This is a genomic window from Paenibacillus sp. WLX1005 (genome assembly GCF_046603685.1).
In the GTDB taxonomy this organism is placed as follows: domain Bacteria; phylum Bacillota; class Bacilli; order Paenibacillales; family Paenibacillaceae; genus Saccharibacillus.
Window position 1 is genome coordinate 5,010,510 of the sequence record NZ_CP176756.1, and the last position, 19,632, is coordinate 5,030,141.

The following is a 19,632-nucleotide window of genomic DNA, read 5'->3' on the forward strand; positions in this document are numbered from 1 at the left end:
GTAATGAATGATGATACGCAGACCACTGATGCAGGAGGGACAGCATGAAGGACGATACGAATAAAGAGATTACGCGCAAGGCAGCCGAGATCGAATTGCCGGAAGCACCATACTCATTCTGGCGGGCAACGACTGAATTTCCGACATTCGCGCCGCTCGCAGAAGAACTGGATGTAGAAATTGCCGTCGTTGGCGCAGGCATTACCGGCGTAACGGCTGCCTATTTGTTAGCAAAGGAAGGCAAGCAGGTCGCGCTGTTTGAGGGCGGCAAGGTGTTGAACGGTACAACTGGCTACACCACTGCCAAAGTCACCTCCCAGCATGGCTTGATCTACGACCATATTCGCAATCATTTTAGTGATGAGGAAGCGATTCTGTATTATGAAGCCGCCGAAGAAGCGAAAAGCTTTATGCAGCGAATCGTGCAGGATAACGGTGTAGAGTGCGATTGGCAGGAAGAAACGGCTTATGTATATGTCGAATCGGACAGCTCGGAATTGAAGCATTTGAAAAAGGAAATGGACGCTTACCGCGAGCTGGGTATTCCCGGAGAATGGGTCGAGTCATTGCCGATTCCGCTGCGTGTGGAAGGTGCTATTGCGCTGCCGGGACAGGCTCGCTTTCATCCACTGCAATATTTGAAATTCCTGCTGCTGGAGTTTTTGCGACTAGGTGGGACGATCTATGAGCATACGATGATTGAAGAAGTGGAGAATGGCGACCGTCCGCGACTGCTCGTACAGGACAAGGAGTTTGGCGTCAACTGCGATATCGTTGTGTCCGGTTCGCACTATCCGGTGACCGACCAGAATGGCTTTTATTTTGCCCGTTTGCAGCCGGAGCGTTCGTATACGCTGGCGATTCGTGCAGAGACGCCGTTTGAGAGTGGGATGTACATCAGTGCGGACGATCCGAAGCATTCGCTGCGTTCGGCTACATTTGACGATCAGCAGTATGTGATTGTTGGTGGTAAAGGGCATCGCACAGGTCAGGAAGAGGATACAACTGCGCATTATGCCGATCTGGAGGTGTTTGCGGGCAATCTGCTGGGCATTAAAGAAGTTCCTTACCGCTGGTCGTCACAGGATCTGTATTCGCTCGACAAGCTGCCCTGCATCGGTCAGCTGACGAGTGATACGCCGAACATCTATGTCGGAACCGCTTATGCGAAATGGGGTATGACATCCGGTACGCTGGCAGCGATGATGATCACCGATATGATCACTGGTCGCGACAATCGTTATACCGAGCTGTTCGCTCCATCCCGCAAAACGCCAGTGCTGAAACGGATGCAAAATGCAATCAGCCACAATCTGACGGTAGCCAAAGAACTGGTGACTGGCAAAGTGGACTTCAATCTGCGCAAAGCGGATGAGCTACAGCCCGACGAGGGCGCGGTCATCTGGCAGCGCGGCAAACGTACGGGCGCTTATCGTGATCCAGAGGGCAAGCTGCATCTGGTCGATACGACGTGTACGCATATGGGCTGCGAGGTACAATGGAATGATGCCGAACGTTCATGGGATTGTCCGTGTCATGGCGGACGGTTTGATTATAAAGGGGAAGTATTGGAAGGACCGCCAACAGAAGCGTTAAAGAAGCTGTAACGGTTAGTTTGTGCTCATACGTATGCTTGTGCTTGTACTCAACTCCATAAAGCCGCTATCGGATGCTGTATGCTCCGGCAGCGGCTTTATTTATGCCTTTATTGTATATCAAGGCACAGATTGAATTCTGTATATGGAATTGCTGTATGTTCGTATTTGCGATGGTGGTAGCTGTTGTATCGTATGTTGTATCGTAATACCCATTATGAAGTAACTGTATACTTCAGTTTAGGTTAGTATTGCCGAATCTGTGCACAATACAGGCACACTTGGATTAGCAACCCTTCTCTTCGGTCACTTTCACCTCGTTGGTCTTCGTGCCGTCATCCTCTTCCTGCGTAATCCATTCGATGTGGAATTTGCGGATCATGGCGAGGACAGCGCGGAATAGCGTATTGGCATTCCCGATAATGAACATGATCGTACCGGTCTTCGTATCGCTTGTAAAAAAGAAATAACTGCCGATCAGGAAGCAGACGGTTGTGATGATATCGTTCAATAGGCTGATCAGTTCATAACAATTTTGCGTTACTAGCCGACGATCCTTGAATTCAACCGTTAGCTTGTAAGAGTCGGGGCGACGGATACGAATCCGATTTCTTTTGAGTGGCTGGACAGCCTGGGGTTCTTCTTGTTGATTGTTCATGAGGCAACCCTCCCTCCGATGCACTTACCCGTGTTATCGACGGTTATAACAGGATGTTGCCACATTCAAAAGGTTCCATATTCGCACCATTAACGCGTTATACATACTGAATTGTAGCAATCGGGGCTTTGCAGATGTATAGCGGTGAACATATCGAAAACTTCTATGCTGTATCAATTTTTGTGTAAGCATGAATTATCGATTGCTTCCACCATGCTGTCATGCGAGAATAGGTTCAATTCCAATGCCGAAGGAGAATGATCATGACCGAACCGAACCCGTATTTGCTGGAAACTCTCGCCATTCACGCTGGACAGGAGATTGACCCGACGACCTTCTCGCGTGCTGTGCCGTTGTATCAGACATCATCGTATGGATTCCGCGACAGCGAGCATGCTGCCAATCTGTTTGCGCTGAAGGAATTTGGCAACATTTATACGCGGCTGATGAACCCGACGACCGATGTGTTTGAAAAGAGGCTGGCAGCGCTGGAAGGTGGCGTGGGTGCACTTGCAACGGCATCCGGTCAGGCGGCGATCACATTCTCCATTCTGAATATTGCGGCGGCGGGCGATCATATTGTGTCGGCAGCTAGTTTGTACGGTGGTACATATAATCTCTTCGCACATACGTTGCCCAAGCTGGGCATTACGGTGTCATTTGTCGATTCGGATACACCGGACCATTTCCGAGCAGCTATTACGGAACAGACCAAAGCATTATATGCGGAAACAGTCGGCAATCCGGGCGGCAATGTGCTGGATATTGAAGCGGTCGCCGCTATTGCGCATGAGCATGGGATTCCGCTGATCGTAGACAATACATTTCCAAGTCCGTATTTGCTGCGTCCGATTGAGCATGGCGCGGATATTGTCGTGCATTCGGCGACCAAGTTTATCGGCGGACACGGTACATCCATCGGCGGCGTCATTGTAGACAGCGGGAAGTTTGACTGGAAAGCACATGGTAAGTTCCCCGGGCTGACAGAGCCTGATCCAAGCTATCACGGGTTAGTGTACAGTGATGCACTCGGTCCGCTGGCATATATTATCAAAGCGCGCGTACAGCTGATGCGCGATCTGGGCGCGCCCATCTCGCCATTTAACGCATGGCTGTTGTTGCAAGGGCTGGAGACGTTGCATCTGCGTATGGAGCGTCATAGTGAGAATGCGTTGCAGGTGGCACGATATCTGGAGCAGCACGCAGATGTAGAATGGGTCAGCTATCCCGGTCTGGAAAGTCACTCATCGTATGAGTTAGCGCAAAAATATTTACCGCTTGGTAAAGGTGCAATTCTGACCTTTGGTATTCGCGGCGGGGCGGCAGCAGGACAGAAGCTGATCGGCAATGTGAAGCTCTTTTCCCATTTGGCGAATGTAGGCGATTCCAAGTCGCTGATCATTCACCCTGCCAGCACCACGCATCAGCAGTTGAATGAGGAGCAGCAGTTGTCTGCGGGCGTGAATCCAGAGCTGATTCGATTGTCGGTCGGTACGGAGCATATTCGCGATCTGATCAACGATCTGGAACAGGCGATTGCGATCAGTCAGCAGAAGTAAACAGATTATCTGCTGATATGAACTTGAATAGGATCGTTATCAGGTCGCTATTAGATCGCTATCAGACTGTTGTTGAGTTGTGATTTGGCTGTTATATGGTTGTTATCTAGTTGTTATCTAGTTATTATGTGTTGTTGATTACGGTGAAACTTATAGCTATTTTCTATGGATGATGTACCTTTTTCATTCACACACCAAATGCCTGTTTCCGCGAAGGAAGCAGGCATTTTTATAGCATATCCACTTTTTAGATGCGCTTTTACATATACATACGACAAACCTTCATGCATCTCTATCTACACATATTACCGATATACCCCACGTCGTCCAGCGATAAAATCGGATAGCATATCTACATTTTGCGCATTGAACAGCGGCGGCGCGTCCTGCGGTGCAACGAACCGTAGCGCACGCGTTTCTTCATTTTCGCTCAACGGCTCTCCGCCGACAATCCGGCATACAAAAGCGACTAGCATCGTCTGCGCTTCGTCGCCGTTGGGATAGGTATAATCGTACAGCGTGTACACTCCTTGCAAATAATCCACCTCTACCACGTACCCTGTCTCCTCCATCACTTCGCGAATCGCTGTCTGCTCTGCGGATTCGCCCAGCTCCATCGCCCCGCCCGGAAATCCCCATTGATCGTTATCCCGCCGATGTTGCAGCAGAATCTCCCCGTGGGCATTGACGATAATCGCTCCAGCAAAGTTGGAGAAGATTTTGGACGTGCCCGTTTTGGAGCGAATCCAGCCGATATAGTTTGCCATGTGATAATCCTCCTTCGTATGCGCTGATTTCTTTGTATGTAAATCTGTATGTAAATCGTATACCATCCCTTGTATCAAACACAAAAATCCCCTTTTCTCCTTCCCATCGTAGCTGCGGCTGTGGCATATAGCACAACTCGCAGCAGTGGAAATTTAAAAAAGGGATTGGATTGGGCAATCATACAGTTGACCTTCATGCGCGGTATACAGACTTGTGCAACATGCAGAGTAAATGACACTCTCCTGCATCAGGCAATGACCTCAACGCTCGTGTTGACCGATACGGCGGATGCGATCCGCTCATGGTAGGCTTCCAGCGAACAGTCCACAATTTTATCAAATACGAGCGGGTTGCATTCCGGCAATAATACGGTCGCATAATCCCACGCATTTTGCTCAATCCGTAGTGCCAGACGAGCGTGTACTAGTGGATCATGGCAATCGTCCAGCTCATCCGCCAGTTGTTCAAGCAGCGGATCATGGGCATGTCCCATTTCGTGAGCGAGAATAATGGTAAAATAATCATCAATATGTTTGAGCGAACCGAACAGCTGAAAGCACTGTTCTTCGATCTCGTGCAAATAGAGTGTAATCATCCGGCTGTTCAGCGAAAATTTGCCGCCAACGGAACGGGAACCGGGAAATTTCTTTCTGGTACGAACCCGTACATCACTATTAGCGCGTCGAAGCAAGGTCTCAATGGTCGTTTTTACGTGACGGTGGTCCACAGGCATCCCTACGCTTTCCTGAATTTTGGTTCGAATTGGCTGTTTCAGCAAGTTCATGCAGTGCAGCAATTACTGAACCATTATACAGGAATATGTCGGATTATGTAACCGATTTTATTACCCTTTTTCCAACATTATGAAACCTTTTTTTGCGGACGTGGAAAATAGTATAATAATCTGGCGGGTTTCTGACCGGCATCATCCTTTCATTTACTTAGGAGGTTTTTATCATATGGAACTAAAACACAAAACGGCAATTATCACTGGCGCAGGCAAAGGCATCGGCAAAGCAACTGCTGAGCTGTTAGCATCCGAAGGCGTTCACCTTGGTCTGCTGGCACGTACAAGCGGCGATCTGGAGCAGCTGCAATCCGAGCTGAGCGGCAAGTACGGCGTCGACGTCTTCACGGCTACCGCTGACGTTGCCAATGCTACAGACGTGCGTGCAGCCGTCTCCTCGCTAGCAAGCTCACTCGGTCATGTCGATATTCTGATCAACAACGCAGGTACAGCCTCGTTTGGTAAACTAGCAGAAATGGACCCGGAACAATGGGAGCAAATCATCCGCGTGAATCTGATGGGCGCGTATTATGTGACCCATGAATTGTTGCCAGCGATGATCGAGCAGGGCAGCGGTGATATTATCAATATTGCGTCCACAGCGGGCGAACGCGGTTTTGCCACGGGTTCTGCTTACTGTGCTTCCAAATTTGCGCTGATCGGCATGACCGAAGCGCTGATGCAGGAAGTGCGCAAGTCCAACATTCGTGTGACTGCACTCACACCAAGCACCGTCAATACGCCGCTGGCAGTGAATGCTGGATTATCGATTGGCGACGAAGATCGCATGATGCAACCAGAGGATGTCGCACAACTGATTCTGGCAGGTCTGAAGTTACCATCCCGCGTTGTCCTGAAAACGGCAGGAATCTGGACGAACAATCCGCAATAACAACGCTGCGATCCACGAGTCAAGAGGACGAATTTTGCATAACTTCTCTCATTTGCGGTACTTCTGCAAATAAAAATCATGTATACTAAGATGTACTGTAAATAATTTCCTAATACATGAGGAGTGTACAGCATGAGATCAATTTGTGTATTTGCCGGTTCAGGTACGGGTGTGCATCCAGAGTATATGCAAGCGGCATCCGAACTAGGTACAACCATCGCCGGGATGGGCTATCGTCTGGTGTATGGTGGTTCGCGGCTCGGTCTGATGGGGTCAGCAGCAGAAGCGGCGCTATCTTCCGGCGGCAAAGTGACGGGGATTATGCCCGGCGGCTTGCTACACGGCGAGCGCGTGCACAAGGAATTGAGCGAAATGATCTCCGTGGACAGCATGCATGAACGCAAAGCGATGATGCAGCAAATGGGTGACGCCTTTATCGCACTGCCCGGCGGACTTGGTACATTGGAAGAACTGTTCGAGGTGTTGTGCTGGTCACAGATCGGCATCCATAATAAACCGCTTGGACTGTACAATATTCGCGGTTATTATGAACCGCTGCTTCATATGCTACGCCACGGAATACAAGAAGGCTTTGTTGCTGAGTCGTGTATGAGCCGTCTGTTCGTTTCGACCGATCCGGCGGAACTGGTACAGGCGGTCAGTCATGAGCTGCCAGTGACGTCCGATCTACGTTGGCTCTCATCCGCCTATCGCAAAGATGTGCCGGAATGACTAAGATGTACTGCCGAGTGTAATGTGTTCATAGAGTCGTAAGGGTCAGATTTCCCTTGCTATTCCCTATCGTAAGATCATCCATGTGTATCACAATACAATCATATGCAAAATCCCGCAGGCTGCTATTACGGCAGACTCTGCGGGATTTTTTGTTCATACTGGTTATATTCAAATGGCTATATCCAGTTCACGATAACGTACATGCACGGTCATTGACGATAATCTATCATAGGTTGCCAGTACTACCGTGCCAGTAAGTACTCAATTGCTTTCCGGTAACATGTCAGTCCGGGCGCTCAATCAAGTAATAATAAATGAGACACATGTGGCTTACAAATTGCTCATGCGGATCATTGAGGTCGAAACCGGTAATATCGCGGATACGCTCCAACCGATATTTGACCGAATTGCGGTGGATAAACAGCTGGCGGGCTGTATCAAGCAGACTGCCCCGCGTTTCCAAATAAAAGAACAGGGTGCGCAACAGATCGCTATTGTGCTCCTCATCGTACTGCTTGAGCTTGCCCAGCTTACGGTCGAACAACTCGCCAAAACCGCGTTCATCCACCGTACCGCGCAGCAGATGGTAAATCTCTACGTCCTTGTACGCGGTCACTGGTCCACCGCCGCTTAGTCGTCTGGAAATGGTCAGCGCATGACGGGCTTCGCTGTAGCTCTCGTGCATATCCCATAACCAAGTCGGACGACCAATACCGGCGCGATAGCCCGTCAGCTTGCCCTGCCGGTCATTTAGCCAGCTGCCGACAATATCTGTCCACGGAATCAACTCCTGTCGGGTCATGCCGTTCTCTCCATCCGCAGCCGGGGTCGGCAGGAATAACACTGCCCGATTACTACGGAACTCTACATGCGGACGTACACCGTATGTGGTCGCTTCCGGTTCCAGCAGTTCGTTAATCCATTCTTCCTCTGGGGCAATTTGCCCTTCAATGACTGCCACTTCCCATAGCTGCGCCGGATTCATGCCAAGCTGACGACCGCGCTGCTCCACTTCATGCCGTGGCGGGGCGGGCGGTGTCATCAGCTCATCGATAAAGTTGCCGCGTAGCCGATTTTCCGTATCCTCGATAATCTTGTTGCGCATCAGCTCCAATGCCAACACCAGTCGCGCCTGCTCGACACCGATCTCCTCCATATCGTCCAGCCGCTCTTTGTCCACGATTAGCCGCGCGACGGTACGCCGATCCACATTAATATTCCAGCTGAGCGGATGCGCTGCCTGATGATAATTCCAGCCTGCTGGTGAAGCGACAATCGTTACCCCGGCGTTGTCGATCACAGCGACTGGCGCTTTGAGCAGATCGGACACATGATCGTTGACCGCCTGAATGCCGATATTTTCCAATACCATCATCGTCAGCTTACGATACACTTCATCCGAACGGCGCAGCATGGATGCTTGTCGATCCAATACTTGCTCCATCACTGCCTGTGTAATATCGGTATATGGTATGTCTAGTGGCAGCTCAATCAGCGGCAATCCGTACTGCTCACTCATCTGTAATGCTTCCTGCGGAATCGCCTGAACGAACTGCTCTGACTTGATCGCTAGTCCAGCCGCCTGTCCACGGGCGAGCGACTGAATCATATCTACCAGTCGCGAAGGTTGTTGACGAAGCGCATAGGCAGTCGTCATTAACAGCACGCCTTCTTTTACCCAGTCGGTCAGATCTGGCGCCTCGATAATGTCGATAGATTGCACAGCACGATCCAATCCGCGTTTTCCGCTGATCAATCTTGCACTTTGCAGCGGCGGTATTTGCAGCAGTTCCCTTACGGTTATTCCTGTTGTCTTCATTCTGTTCACCGCCGTTAATTCCAATTTGGATAAGATAGAAGTTTGCTTCGTTCCATTTCCTAAACCAGTTCGCCCGCACGCATAATCAGACGATCATCCAGATACACATCCGGCTGCTTGACCACAATGTCGATATGTACGCCAGCTGCGACTGTACCGCCAAACGTATTATTGCTGCCAAAGGCGACATGAATCGTACCGTACACCTTCTCATCTTCCAGCACGACACCGGTAATGCGCGCCTTATCGTTAGTGCCGATGCCAAATTCGCCCAGCATACGCCCCTGATCATCGCCCAGCATATGCAGCAGCTCGTCACCTTTATCCCCTTTCGCAGCAATAAGGCGACCCTCCTGTACAGTCAGCAATAGCGGGCTACGTAACGCGCCCAATCCAGCGACCGAGCCGTCCGCAATCAGCTCACCTGTAGCGGTGCCTTCTAACGGAGCAATATATGCTTCACCAGAAGGCAGATTGCCTGATTCGCCCGGATTCAAATATAGCCCTGTACTTGGCACACCTTCACGGCTTTCAATGGAAAAGCTTAAACTGCGACCGTCCTTTTCAATCCGAACGGTGGATGCGTCAGTCAGCAGCGCGGTTACGTTTTCAGTCAACTCTTTGACTTTGTCGTATTCGGCTGTAATCGCACCGTGCGTAAACATGTCCTCTGTAATGCCCGGCATCGTTGCCAGACGTGCACCGGCAGCTGCTGCTTGCTTGCGGGCAGCCGTATGAGTCAGCGAATAGCGGGTTACGCAGACGACAACGGATGCGTTCATCATTGCAGTTGCGATCGCTGCTGGTGGCTCTTCGCCGGATTTGCTGCGTTCTTGCATCAGCAGCAGCATACTTTCCGCACCAAGGCGTTTTCCTGCTTCATATAGTGATTCAGCCAGTTCTTTGCGGCTATCATCGGTAACAACAGCAAGCGATTCTCCGGCTTTCAAACCGAGACAAGCTGTGAGTACATTTTTGCTAATTTCGATACGTTGTTCGTTCATTCTACTCCACCCTTTACGTTCAGTTCCCACACCGAGATGATGCATTATGACGCATGTACGCCGATGCTATACGGGTTACTGTATATTGTTCCATAAGTATATTCCAAACATCAACCTTAATTGATAGCTGTTTTGCCGAATATAGTAGGAATATGATTGCTATTCCCATTCTATCGAAACGTTTATATGATATAAAGTTTACTTTAATGAGTAAAAATATCTAACATAAAGTATAAATATGCATTGTTATATTTTTCTTTTGTTGATAAAATTACGACTATCAAATCCAGTATATGGAGGTTACATAGTGAAAAAGCATAGTGCGTTACTTTTACTTACATTGATCTTTGTATTATTAGCTGGTTGTGGAACCGCTCCCGCGAAAGATCCGGCTCCCGCAGCATCTAGCAGTACTGAGAGCGAGCCAACGGCAACCGACAGCAGTACGCCGATCAAAATCGCTACTGATGCTTCATACGCACCGATGGAATTTATGGATCTCGATCAGGTCAAAGGCTTTGATATCGACTTTATCGACGCTGTGATGAAGCAGGCAGGCTTGACGTATGAAGTAACCAACACCGGTTGGGATACGATGCTGGAAAGTGTGCGTCAGGGCACAGAGTATCAAGCAGGTGTATCCTCCGTCTCCATTACCGATGAGCGTAAGGAGAGCTATTCCTTCTCGCTGCCGTATTTTGAATCCACGAACGTGATCATGGTCAAAGAGGGCAGTGATATCAAGTCCGCACTGGATTTGAAGGACAAAAAAGTCGCTGTGCAAAACGGTACGACTGCGGATATCCTCATGTCTGGCATTATGGGCAAAGATAGCGCTAACCTGAGCCGATTCGAGAGTAATGCACTGGCACTGCTGGAGCTGGACAATGGCGGAGCTGATGCTGTAGTTGCGGACATCGCCATCGTGCGCGAATATATCAAAAACAATCCAGATAAAAAGCTGGTCAGCATCACCGACCCGGACAATTTTGATTCCGAATACTACGGTATTCTATATCCAAAAGATAGCGAGCTGAAAGCCAAACTCGATCCGGCGATCCAGACGATTATCGATAACGGCACCTACGCCGAAATCTACAAAAAATGGTTTGGCGAAGAACCGGATCTGACGAATCTGAAAGCGGCAATGGCTAAAGGATAAAAGGAGCAGCGCCATGAGCGATTTTCGTATTGACATCATTCTGTATTACATCCCGTTGCTGCTCAAAGGCACGCTGCTGACGATTGGTGTCTCCATCGTCTCCATCTGTCTTGGCTCGATACTCGGACTGATCGTTGGCTTTGGACGCATGTCCCGACATGCGTATATTCGTTTACCAGCGGCATGTTATATTAACTTCTTCCGTGGAACCCCGTTACTGGTGCAGATCTTGCTCGTGCACTTTGGCGTGGTGCCGCTACTGATCGACCGTACCGATGTGTTGTTCGCCGCCATCCTGTCGCTCACGCTCAATTCGGCAGGCTACAGCGCCGAGATTTTCCGCGCTGGTATTCAGTCGGTGGAACGTGGACAGACCGAAGCGGCACTATCGCTCGGCATGACGCGGCGGCAAACGATGCGCTATATTATTTTACCGCAGGCGATCAAACGCATGATTCCGGCGTTTGGTAATGAATTCATCGTCTTGATCAAGGATTCATCGCTATTAACGATTATCGCTGCCAAAGAATTAATGTATTACGCCAACCTGATGCGCGGACAATATTTGCGTATTTGGGAACCGTATCTGACCGCGGCGATCATTTACCTGATTTTGACGTATACGCTGAGCAAGCTGCTAAACTGGTGGGAGCGACGGATGAACCAATCTGGCGAATCGCACTAAAAATCTCACTTCAGCACATTACCACATAACAGCATATGTATACGCAAAAGCCCCTGTCATTGAGTCGCATGATCCAACATGCAACGCAATGACAGGGGCTTTCGTATGACACAACAGCAATGTCCAGAACAAGGACAACCTGTATATGAACGTCAACCGATCAGTACCTTTTCCTCTGGATAGCTGTACTTAGTCGGCTTGTTATTACGCGCCAGTGCAAATGCCAGCGCCAGTGGACCGAGACGTCCAATAAACATCGTAATGACGATGACGAGCTTGCCTTCCGGTGACAAATGCGGAGTCAGTCCCATCGAGGAACCAACCGTACCAAACGCCGACACCGCTTCATAAAAGATCGCCAAAAACGTCGCGCTTGATCCACTTTCTGTAATCGTCAGCATGATCGTCAGCACAACGACGATGCCAAGCGAGATCATAATGATCGCCAGCGCCCGAAATGCCGTATCAAAGCTAATCTTGCGCTTAAACGCATGAATCTCCGAACGTCCACGCACAACGCTGTACAGACACAGCAGCAGAATCGCAAACGTATTGATCTTGATCCCGCCACCGGTCGAACCGCTCGCCGCCCCGATAAACATCAGCATAATAAAGACAAACTGCGTTGCTGCCATCAATCCGCCGATGTTAACCGTGTTATAACCGGACGAACGTGGCATCACCCCTTGAAAAAGAGCTGCCCAGATTTTATCACCCAGACTGAGTGAACCTAGTGTCGCCGGATTGCTCCATTCCGCAATCAGTACAAAAGCAAAGCCGAATACCGTTGCGATCAACGACGATACTAGCACCAGCTTCGTATTCAGCGAGAATTTATGCCAGCGCCGTTTACGCAAAATATCGGTTACAACGATAAAACCCAATCCACCGATGACGAATAACGTAATCACGACGGTATTGACCACCGGATCACCAACATGCTCTGACAGACTGTCAGCACGCAATGCGAATCCAGCGTTATTAAACGAAGAAATCGCATAAAAGGCCCCGTAATACCATGCCCGTTTCCAGCCCAGTTCCGGTGTCCAGTGCAGCGCTAGCGTTAACATCGCTACCGATTCCAGTACAAATGCAATCAGGAAAATATTCAGCGATAATTTCACCAGACCTTGCGTGGATACCGCGTTCGTCGCCTGCTGAATGAGCAAACGCTGCTTCAAGCCAATCTGCTTACCGAGCAATACGGCAAACAGAATACCAAACGTCATAAAGCCAAGTCCGCCGATCTGAATCAGGATCATAATGACCACCTGTCCAAACAGGGAAAATGCAGTGCCTGTATCAATCACTGCCAGCCCCGTCACACACACCGCCGAGGTGGACATGAACAGTGCGTTCAACCAGCCAACGGATTGTCCGTTCGCGCCTGAGATCGGCAGCATGAGTAGCACCGTGCCGATCGCGATCAGAATGGCAAAGCCCATTGGAATGAGCCTTGTCGGATGGACAAAGCTCTGCATTTGCCGGTTCATCCGGCGCACGGCGGCGTTTTTACCAATGCCTAGCATGTTTTACATTTCATCCTCTCAATGAAACGGACATCCACCTCCGCCCGTTTGCTTCCTTTGATGGTTCGTATGATGATCGGAGTCCGAAGCTTGACGCTCGTACATCCGTTCTTGATAAAAGAAATTCGGTGTGACAATCCGATTGTTATACGGACGATGGAACATATGGGTCGTCGCCGGAGACATTGGCGGAATGAGCCATGTCCAGTTCCCAGTCACCTCGCGTCCTGCCGCTTCCTCGCGCTCCTCGAATTTGCGGAACTGTGTGGCAGCGGTATGGTGGTCAACGATGCTGACACCCGCTTTTTTGTAGGAGTATAACACAGCCGCATTCAGCTCGACCAGTGCGCGATCCTGCCACAGAGTGGACTTGCTGGACGTATCCAGCCCCATGATGCGTGCCATATCCGGCAGCAGGTTATAACGATCTTCGTCGGCAAAATTGCGCGCTCCAATCTCTGTCCCCATATACCAGCCATTAAACGGTGCAGCAGTATAATGAATCCCGCCGATATTGAGCCGCATTTCCGACACAATGGGTACAGCATACCATTTCAATTCCAGCTCTGTAAATGCCGGAAAATCGGCGTGCTCCATCTGCACTTCCAGCACATCTTGCGCCGGAATCTCGTATAGTTGTGGCTTGCCACCATGCTCGCTAATTACTAACGGAAGTACGTCAAAATCCGTCCCTTTACCCTGCCAGCCGAGATGACGACAGAAGTCGGTAAACGACAGCGAAGCTGGATCGCCAGTCATACTGCCATCTTCATTGCGGTAGCCCGCATAGCGAATCAACTGGTGATTCCAGATGCGCGTCTCCTGTCCCTCGGTATCGCGCGGACGGAAGATAGTGATCGTCGGACGGATTTTGCCGTCGTTGGTAGCGTAGCGAATATGCTCTAGCAGTTCCTGGGCGATCTGATCGGTGCCGCGGACATGCCGTGCATCGCGCACGTCAAGATGATCCCAGAATAGTCTGCCGACACAGCGATTGCTGTTGCGCCATGCCATTTTGGCACCATGATGTAATTCTTCGATCGTATGGGTATACATACCAGTCGTTTGTATGTCTGTATCAATCTCCGCCAGTCGTTGCTCTGTTTGGGCTGCGCTAATGCCCAGCTCCTCGTAACACTGACGAATGAATAATTCTGCCTCTTGCAGCAGCGGATAGGTCACCGCCATCACATCCACCTCATTTTGGAATGGTTACATGTTCTATATGCCTCTAACATACATTTGCTACTCATCTAAGCTAACGCAAACGTGCAAACCGCAGATCACTTCCTGCGCCGATTGTGGAATGTTGGACACATTTCATTTGCTTGTTAACTATCCTGCTATAAAATCGCATAGAATCTCAGAGCAAATCGTTGCCTTCTTCAGACGAACTCCGAAACGTTTATACGTAATTGTTACATTATGCTTCATTATACGCTCGCATAGGTGATCTGACAGTAATATGCGAAATTTGTCACAAAAATAGCATACAAAAAGCTCCCCAAAGCCTACTATCGGCAGTTTGGAGAGCCTTTATAACAGAAAATGTACTGCATGTTATGAAGCTTTGATGAGTTCCTTGTTCAAAAAGAAGAGTTGATCCGGTTCAAAGATCCAGCCTCGGATTAGCGACCCAGATATGCATTCAGCATCCAAGCTGCTTTTTCTACATCACGGCGAATACCGATCAGCAGGTCAGCTGTTGGTTGATCGCTCAGTTGCTCCGCCAGAACGATTGTTTCCGTCATCTCACCAGACAGGGTAGCAAAGTCTTCGACCAGCGAGCCAACCATTTGGTTTGCGGATTCTGTACCGGTTGCTTCCAGCAGAGTGGACAGTTCCAGTTGTTCTTTGAGTGTAGCGACTGGACGACCACCGATTGCCAGCAGACGCTCAGCTACATCGTCCATGTAAGCTGTTGCTTGATCGTACAGCTCTTCGAATTTGGCATGCAGAGTGTAGAAATTCTCGCCTTTTACATACCAGTGGAAGTTGTGCAGTTTGCCATACAGCAGCGACCAGTTAGCGATTTGCACGTTCAGTGCGTTGTACAGGGATTCCAGTTGTGTAGTCTCAGATGTATGGGTTTGGTTATTAGTAGTTGTCATAGTAAATTCCTCTTTTCTTTATTTTAAATTTAGACTTATTCTAATTCCTGATTTAATACTAACAGATGGAATCAAATTTGGCTAGTCTTTTTTCAAAATTTTTCAGAGGAATTTTCATGAACGCTTGCATTCACCGTAATGGCTAGGTTCCTCACCTAACAGTTTCCGATCAAGAATAGGGGGAGAGCGGCGACAGCCAGACGGTGCCAGTGCCACGATAGACGTTGACCAGACCTTCGCCGGATGCGGCAGAGCCGAATTTCGTTTTACCAGACTTCTCGACGGTGAATTGCAGCGAATTCGACCACATCATCGCAAAATTGCCGTCTACTTTCAGCTCGTCATTTTCCAGCTGAACGACAACCGTTTCCTCAGCCGGAACCGGAGCTTCCAGTGCCATAATGCCTTTGCCCTTGGCAGTCATATTGAACAGACCCTCGCCGCCCAATGCTGCGGAGGAGAAATTGCTGCGTGCGGTGACGCCGATGTTGAGCGACGTATCACAGGCGAGGAATAGACCGTCCTCGATCACCACTTCATCATGATCGACGTCGATCAGCCAGATGTAGTTGTAGGTTGGCTCTAGCAGAATTTTACCCGTACCACGATACTGCGGCTTCACTACGCCCGTACCGCTGGCTGCCGATTTGAAAATACCGCTGACCAGACCGCCCACTCCCTGAATGCCAGTCGTCATCTCCATCCGACCAACCGTATACTGCATCGCGCCCGCTTTCATCATAATTTCGCTATTGTTCAGCTCAATCATCAGCTGTTTGCGGCGCATATTGCTGTGCGACATATAATATTGCGCTGTCGCTTCCGCTACAGAGGTGCAGCTGAGATCCTTTATGTATTCCAGTACGGTAAAGCCGCCAAGCTGCTCCCTAATGACGGTATTGCTATTATCGGTCAAGTTGTTAATTGTAAAAGCCATCGTTAACGCCTCCCTTATAATGGTAAAGCATGGTTACCCCTCTATCTTAACGAAAAGCGATCCATTAAGGAAAGGCTGCATTTTGCAGCGCCTACGATGTTTATCGGGAGCAAGTTAGCAAAAGATGAACAAAAAATATAATCGACACTTTTCGACCGTTTTTCAACTGTGAAGTAACATTTGTTTCCATTGTAAGCGATTGCTTTCCGAGGAAAGAGTGTTTCGTCTAGTCCTTTCTATTCAGCCGCTCTCCGCTAGACCCACAGACCTGCATTGTCAACCTGCGGACGGCAAATTGACGAGCATCCCCGTTTTCTCATACTATGATAGAAGCGTGGTTTGCTGCACACAAACCAACTCCCCGGAATATTGCACAACCAGCCATTGCAACCGGGATACCACCCAATTTGCCGCAAGGCGAATACAATGTTAAAGGAGGTCCATTCGTGGATATTATTTCAGCCATTATTATGGGGATTATTGAGGGGCTTACCGAGTTCCTACCGGTATCGAGTACAGGTCATATGATTCTGACTGCATATCTGTTAGGGCTTAATGAAAACTCCGAGCAGGTCAAAACGTTTGAGATCGTTGTACAGCTCGGTGCGGTGCTCGCTGTCGTTGTCCTCTACTGGCGCAAGTTTATCGATATTCTGATGACGATTCCCGATGTGTTCCGTGGACGTGTCAAGCAGGGCAACAGCATCAACGGTCCACGCCGCCTGAATATTTTACATATTGCACTGGCTATGCTGCCGGCTGTGGTAGTGGGGCTATTGCTGCATGATGTGATCAAAAAGTATCTGTTCGGCCCGGAAACGGTCGTCTACAGTCTCGTTGTCGGCGGTCTGCTGATGATCTATGCCGAATGGCGTAAAGGGCGTAGCGCAGGCGAGATGACGGTTGACGATATTACGTACAAGCAGGCATTCGGTATCGGTCTGTTCCAATGTCTCGCTCTATGGCCGGGCTTCTCTCGTTCCGGTTCGACGATCTCCGGCGGTATTCTGCTCGGTGTATCGCATACGGCAGCGGCGGAATTTACTTTCCTCGTATCCGTACCGGTTATGTTTGGTGCAACTGGACTGGATCTGGTGAAAAGCGCGCAATATCTGAGCATGGATGACTTCGGCTTCTTTGCCGCTGGTTTTATCGCTGCCTTTATCGTAGCGATGATCGCGATCAAAACATTCTTGAGCCTGCTGAAACGTCTATCGTTGACTGTGTTCGCGGTCTATCGTTTTGTGCTGGCGATCGTTTTCTTTATTTTGCTGACTCAGTGATGATTCGTTGTTATAGGATTATCTATGCCACTCCGGTGAAAAGTTTCATTGGATTTTGAAACCGGGTGCGGTAAAATACGTATAATGTGACAGATATCATCTGTGCGTCGTGGCATATGCTGCGATTCAGGACGAAGATATACTGAACAGGACTGCCGGCGGTAGGCTGGCACGGGTTATCGTATCGATACCTGTGCAAGCACACCGCCGGCAGTCATATCCGGACGGAAAAACCGTTATAACAAATGGGAGATGCGAATTGGATCATTTACCTTCACGAAGGCGGCAGATGAGTGCCCTTGTCTTTAGTCTTATCCTGCTTTTGTTCTGCTTGCCTTTTCAGTCGGCAGACGAAACAGATTATGACTTTGCCGTCACCAACGGAATCAATCCGGGCAATATGTCATGGAGCGCACCGCGCCATGCACCTAACAGTAACGATGGCAATGATGTCCCCGATCTGACGGGTGGCATCTCGTTAAGCGTGCTGTTTGCCGGATGGACGTTGTTGCCGGTCATCGGCCGCACTCATCTGCTATCCTGCATACCTCTCCTGCTCAAGCGCCTACTGCTGGCAGCGCTCAAGTACCGGTCCAATTATATGGATCAGGCTGTGATGATTGTGTAGCCTGATTGTACTGCAAGTACGCATAGTTAATATGTATCCATATTATTGAAACGGTGACGATGCCGCTGGCGCTATCCATTGCTACATATGTAGCAACTGGGCAGTGCTCCGGCTCGCGCGAAGGGAGAGAGTTTTGTTGACTGACAGTGGTATTAATATAGGACTCAATTTTACTTTATTTATTATTTTGATCGTGATGACCGCCTTTTTCGTGGTGGTGGAATTTGCAATTGTAAAGGTGCGGGGTAGCCGGATCGATCAGCTGATTGCTGAAGGTAACAAAAATGCTCGGTATGCGAAACAGGTCATTTCCAATCTGGATGGGTATCTGTCGACGTGTCAGCTGGGGATTACGATTACAGCACTCGGTCTTGGTATGCTCGGGGAACCGACGGTGGAAGCGATTCTGGAGCCGGTTTTCCATAGTTTGAGCGTACCTACCGCGTTGTCGCACATTTTGTCATACGCTATTGCTTTGATTCTAGTTACGTATTTCCACGTCGTTGTCGGTGAATTGACGCCGAAGACGATTGCACTGCGCAAAGCGGAAATGGTGACTCTATACACTGCGCGCCCCATCATCTGGTTCAACCGGGCGATGTATCCGTTTATCTGGGTGCTGAATGGTTCTGCCAATCTGCTGCTCAAGCTGATCGGTCTGCGTCCTGCCAGCGAGTCGGAAGAAGCGCACAGTGAAGAAGAACTGCATATTATTCTCAACGAAAGTTACGAGAGCGGTAAGATCAACCAGAGCGAATTTGGCTATGTGAGCCGAATCTTTGCTTTTGACGAGATGATTGCCAAAGAGCTGATGGTGCCGCGTACCGATATGGTCTGTCTGTTTGCCGACAAGACGCCGGAAGAAAACCGTGCGATCATCCGCCGTGAACAGTATACGCGTTTCCCAATTGCCGAAGGTAGTAAGGATAATATCGTCGGTATGGTCAATACGAAGCAGTTCTTCCTTGCTGCCGAGGAGCAAGCCGATCTGCATGTAGCTTCGCTCATTCACCCAGTGATGTCCGTATCCGAGACGATTCCGGTTAAGGATCTGTTGAAACGGATGCAGCGCGAAGGTACGCATATCGCCATTCTGGTGGATGAATATGGTGGTACATCTGGTCTGATTACGATTGAGGATATTCTGGAAGAGATCGTCGGCGAAATCCGTGACGAATTCGATGCGGACGAAGAAGACGAAATCCAGCGTATGGATGAGAATCGCCTGATCGTTGACGGCAAAGTATTTATCAACCGGGTCAACGATATTTTGAATATCGAGCTGGATGATGAAGAATTGGATACCATCGGTGGCTGGCTGTATAACCAGCGTCCTGATCTGCCGGTCGGCGCTGTGTACGAGTTCGAGAATCTAACGATTCGCGTCCTGCGCCGCGGTGTACGCCGCTATCGCAAGCTGGAGATTACACGTCATCTGTCTGATTCAGAACTGGCAGAGCAGGAAGAAGAATAACAAAAT

Annotated in this window: 18 protein-coding genes; 9 read left to right on the top strand and 9 right to left on the bottom strand. The window is 49.4% G+C overall.

Annotation, left to right across the window (positions count from 1 at the left end; all coding sequences use genetic code 11):
• Positions 1-44: 44 nt before the first annotated feature.
• Positions 45-1,607: an FAD-dependent oxidoreductase gene (locus ACE3MZ_RS21445; RefSeq protein ID WP_411344112.1), complete on the top strand. Its 1,563-nt coding sequence runs from the start codon at positions 45-47 to the stop codon at positions 1,605-1,607.
• A 274-nt stretch (positions 1,608-1,881) separates the two neighbouring features.
• Here the strand turns inward: ACE3MZ_RS21445 and ACE3MZ_RS21450 are convergent, their stop codons facing one another.
• Positions 1,882-2,253, bottom strand: a complete 372-nt coding sequence (locus ACE3MZ_RS21450; protein WP_411344113.1) for a YrhK family protein — start codon at positions 2,251-2,253, stop codon at positions 1,882-1,884.
• 263 nt (positions 2,254-2,516) lie between these two features.
• Between ACE3MZ_RS21450 and ACE3MZ_RS21455 the strand changes: the two genes are divergently transcribed.
• Positions 2,517-3,812: a homocysteine synthase gene (locus ACE3MZ_RS21455; protein ID WP_411344114.1), complete on the top strand. Its 1,296-nt coding sequence runs from the start codon at positions 2,517-2,519 to the stop codon at positions 3,810-3,812.
• A 305-nt stretch (positions 3,813-4,117) separates the two neighbouring features.
• Here ACE3MZ_RS21455 and ACE3MZ_RS21460 read toward each other — a convergent pair whose 3' ends face one another.
• Both ACE3MZ_RS21460 and ACE3MZ_RS21465 read right to left on the bottom strand, forming a co-directional pair.
• A complete protein-coding gene (locus tag ACE3MZ_RS21460; protein ID WP_411344115.1) occupies positions 4,118-4,579 on the bottom strand; it encodes an NUDIX hydrolase in 462 nt (153 codons plus the stop codon).
• A 248-nt stretch (positions 4,580-4,827) separates the two neighbouring features.
• On the bottom strand, positions 4,828-5,313 hold the full coding sequence (locus tag ACE3MZ_RS21465) for a hypothetical protein (RefSeq protein ID WP_411344116.1): 486 nt from the start codon (positions 5,311-5,313) through the stop codon (positions 4,828-4,830).
• 226 nt (positions 5,314-5,539) lie between these two features.
• On the opposite strand from ACE3MZ_RS21465, the gene ACE3MZ_RS21470 reads away from it, so the two are divergent.
• Together ACE3MZ_RS21470 and ACE3MZ_RS21475 are read left to right on the top strand one after the other, a co-directional pair.
• Positions 5,540-6,259, top strand: a complete 720-nt coding sequence (locus ACE3MZ_RS21470) for a 3-ketoacyl-ACP reductase (RefSeq protein ID WP_411344117.1) — start codon at positions 5,540-5,542, stop codon at positions 6,257-6,259.
• A 132-nt stretch (positions 6,260-6,391) separates the two neighbouring features.
• A complete protein-coding gene (locus tag ACE3MZ_RS21475; protein WP_411344118.1) occupies positions 6,392-6,991 on the top strand; it encodes a TIGR00730 family Rossman fold protein in 600 nt (199 codons plus the stop codon).
• Positions 6,992-7,277: 286 nt separating this feature from the next.
• Here the strand turns inward: ACE3MZ_RS21475 and ACE3MZ_RS21480 are convergent, their stop codons facing one another.
• Positions 7,278-8,813, bottom strand: a complete 1,536-nt coding sequence (locus ACE3MZ_RS21480; protein ID WP_411344119.1) for a PucR family transcriptional regulator — start codon at positions 8,811-8,813, stop codon at positions 7,278-7,280.
• Between the two features lie 59 nt (positions 8,814-8,872).
• On the bottom strand, positions 8,873-9,817 hold the full coding sequence (locus ACE3MZ_RS21485) for an aminopeptidase (RefSeq protein ID WP_411344120.1): 945 nt from the start codon (positions 9,815-9,817) through the stop codon (positions 8,873-8,875).
• Positions 9,818-10,124: 307 nt separating this feature from the next.
• On the opposite strand from ACE3MZ_RS21485, the gene ACE3MZ_RS21490 reads away from it, so the two are divergent.
• On the top strand, positions 10,125-10,979 hold the full coding sequence (locus ACE3MZ_RS21490) for a basic amino acid ABC transporter substrate-binding protein (protein WP_411344121.1): 855 nt from the start codon (positions 10,125-10,127) through the stop codon (positions 10,977-10,979).
• A 13-nt stretch (positions 10,980-10,992) separates the two neighbouring features.
• Entirely contained in the window at positions 10,993-11,664 is a 672-nt protein-coding gene (locus ACE3MZ_RS21495; RefSeq protein WP_411344122.1) for an amino acid ABC transporter permease, read from the top strand.
• 152 nt (positions 11,665-11,816) lie between these two features.
• Here ACE3MZ_RS21495 and ACE3MZ_RS21500 read toward each other — a convergent pair whose 3' ends face one another.
• The 4 genes from ACE3MZ_RS21500 to ACE3MZ_RS21515 all read right to left on the bottom strand — a co-directional run bounded on the left by ACE3MZ_RS21500 (position 11,817) and on the right by ACE3MZ_RS21515 (position 16,241).
• Positions 11,817-13,193 carry a TrkH family potassium uptake protein gene (locus tag ACE3MZ_RS21500; protein WP_411344123.1) on the bottom strand — a complete coding sequence of 459 codons (1,377 nt, stop codon included), beginning with the start codon at positions 13,191-13,193 and terminating at the stop codon, positions 11,817-11,819.
• Between the two features lie 18 nt (positions 13,194-13,211).
• Complete coding sequence (locus ACE3MZ_RS21505) at positions 13,212-14,381, bottom strand: nitric oxide synthase oxygenase (RefSeq protein WP_411344124.1); 1,170 nt, start codon at positions 14,379-14,381, stop codon at positions 13,212-13,214.
• Between the two features lie 440 nt (positions 14,382-14,821).
• Complete coding sequence (locus ACE3MZ_RS21510; protein ID WP_411344125.1) at positions 14,822-15,304, bottom strand: Dps family protein; 483 nt, start codon at positions 15,302-15,304, stop codon at positions 14,822-14,824.
• A gap of 169 nt (positions 15,305-15,473) precedes the next feature.
• The gene (locus ACE3MZ_RS21515; protein WP_411344126.1) at positions 15,474-16,241 is read right to left on the bottom strand and encodes an AIM24 family protein; all 768 of its coding nucleotides are present in this window, start codon (positions 16,239-16,241) and stop codon (positions 15,474-15,476) included.
• A gap of 446 nt (positions 16,242-16,687) precedes the next feature.
• Between ACE3MZ_RS21515 and bacA the strand changes: the two genes are divergently transcribed.
• The 3 genes from bacA (at position 16,688) to ACE3MZ_RS21530 (ending at position 19,626) form a co-directional block, all read left to right on the top strand.
• Entirely contained in the window at positions 16,688-17,524 is an 837-nt protein-coding gene (gene bacA / locus ACE3MZ_RS21520; protein ID WP_411344127.1) for an undecaprenyl-diphosphate phosphatase, read from the top strand.
• Positions 17,525-17,813: 289 nt separating this feature from the next.
• Positions 17,814-18,152 carry a hypothetical protein gene (locus ACE3MZ_RS21525; RefSeq protein ID WP_411344128.1) on the top strand — a complete coding sequence of 113 codons (339 nt, stop codon included), beginning with the start codon at positions 17,814-17,816 and terminating at the stop codon, positions 18,150-18,152.
• A gap of 136 nt (positions 18,153-18,288) precedes the next feature.
• Positions 18,289-19,626 carry a hemolysin family protein gene (locus tag ACE3MZ_RS21530; RefSeq protein WP_411344129.1) on the top strand — a complete coding sequence of 446 codons (1,338 nt, stop codon included), beginning with the start codon at positions 18,289-18,291 and terminating at the stop codon, positions 19,624-19,626.
• Positions 19,627-19,632 lie beyond the last annotated feature (6 nt).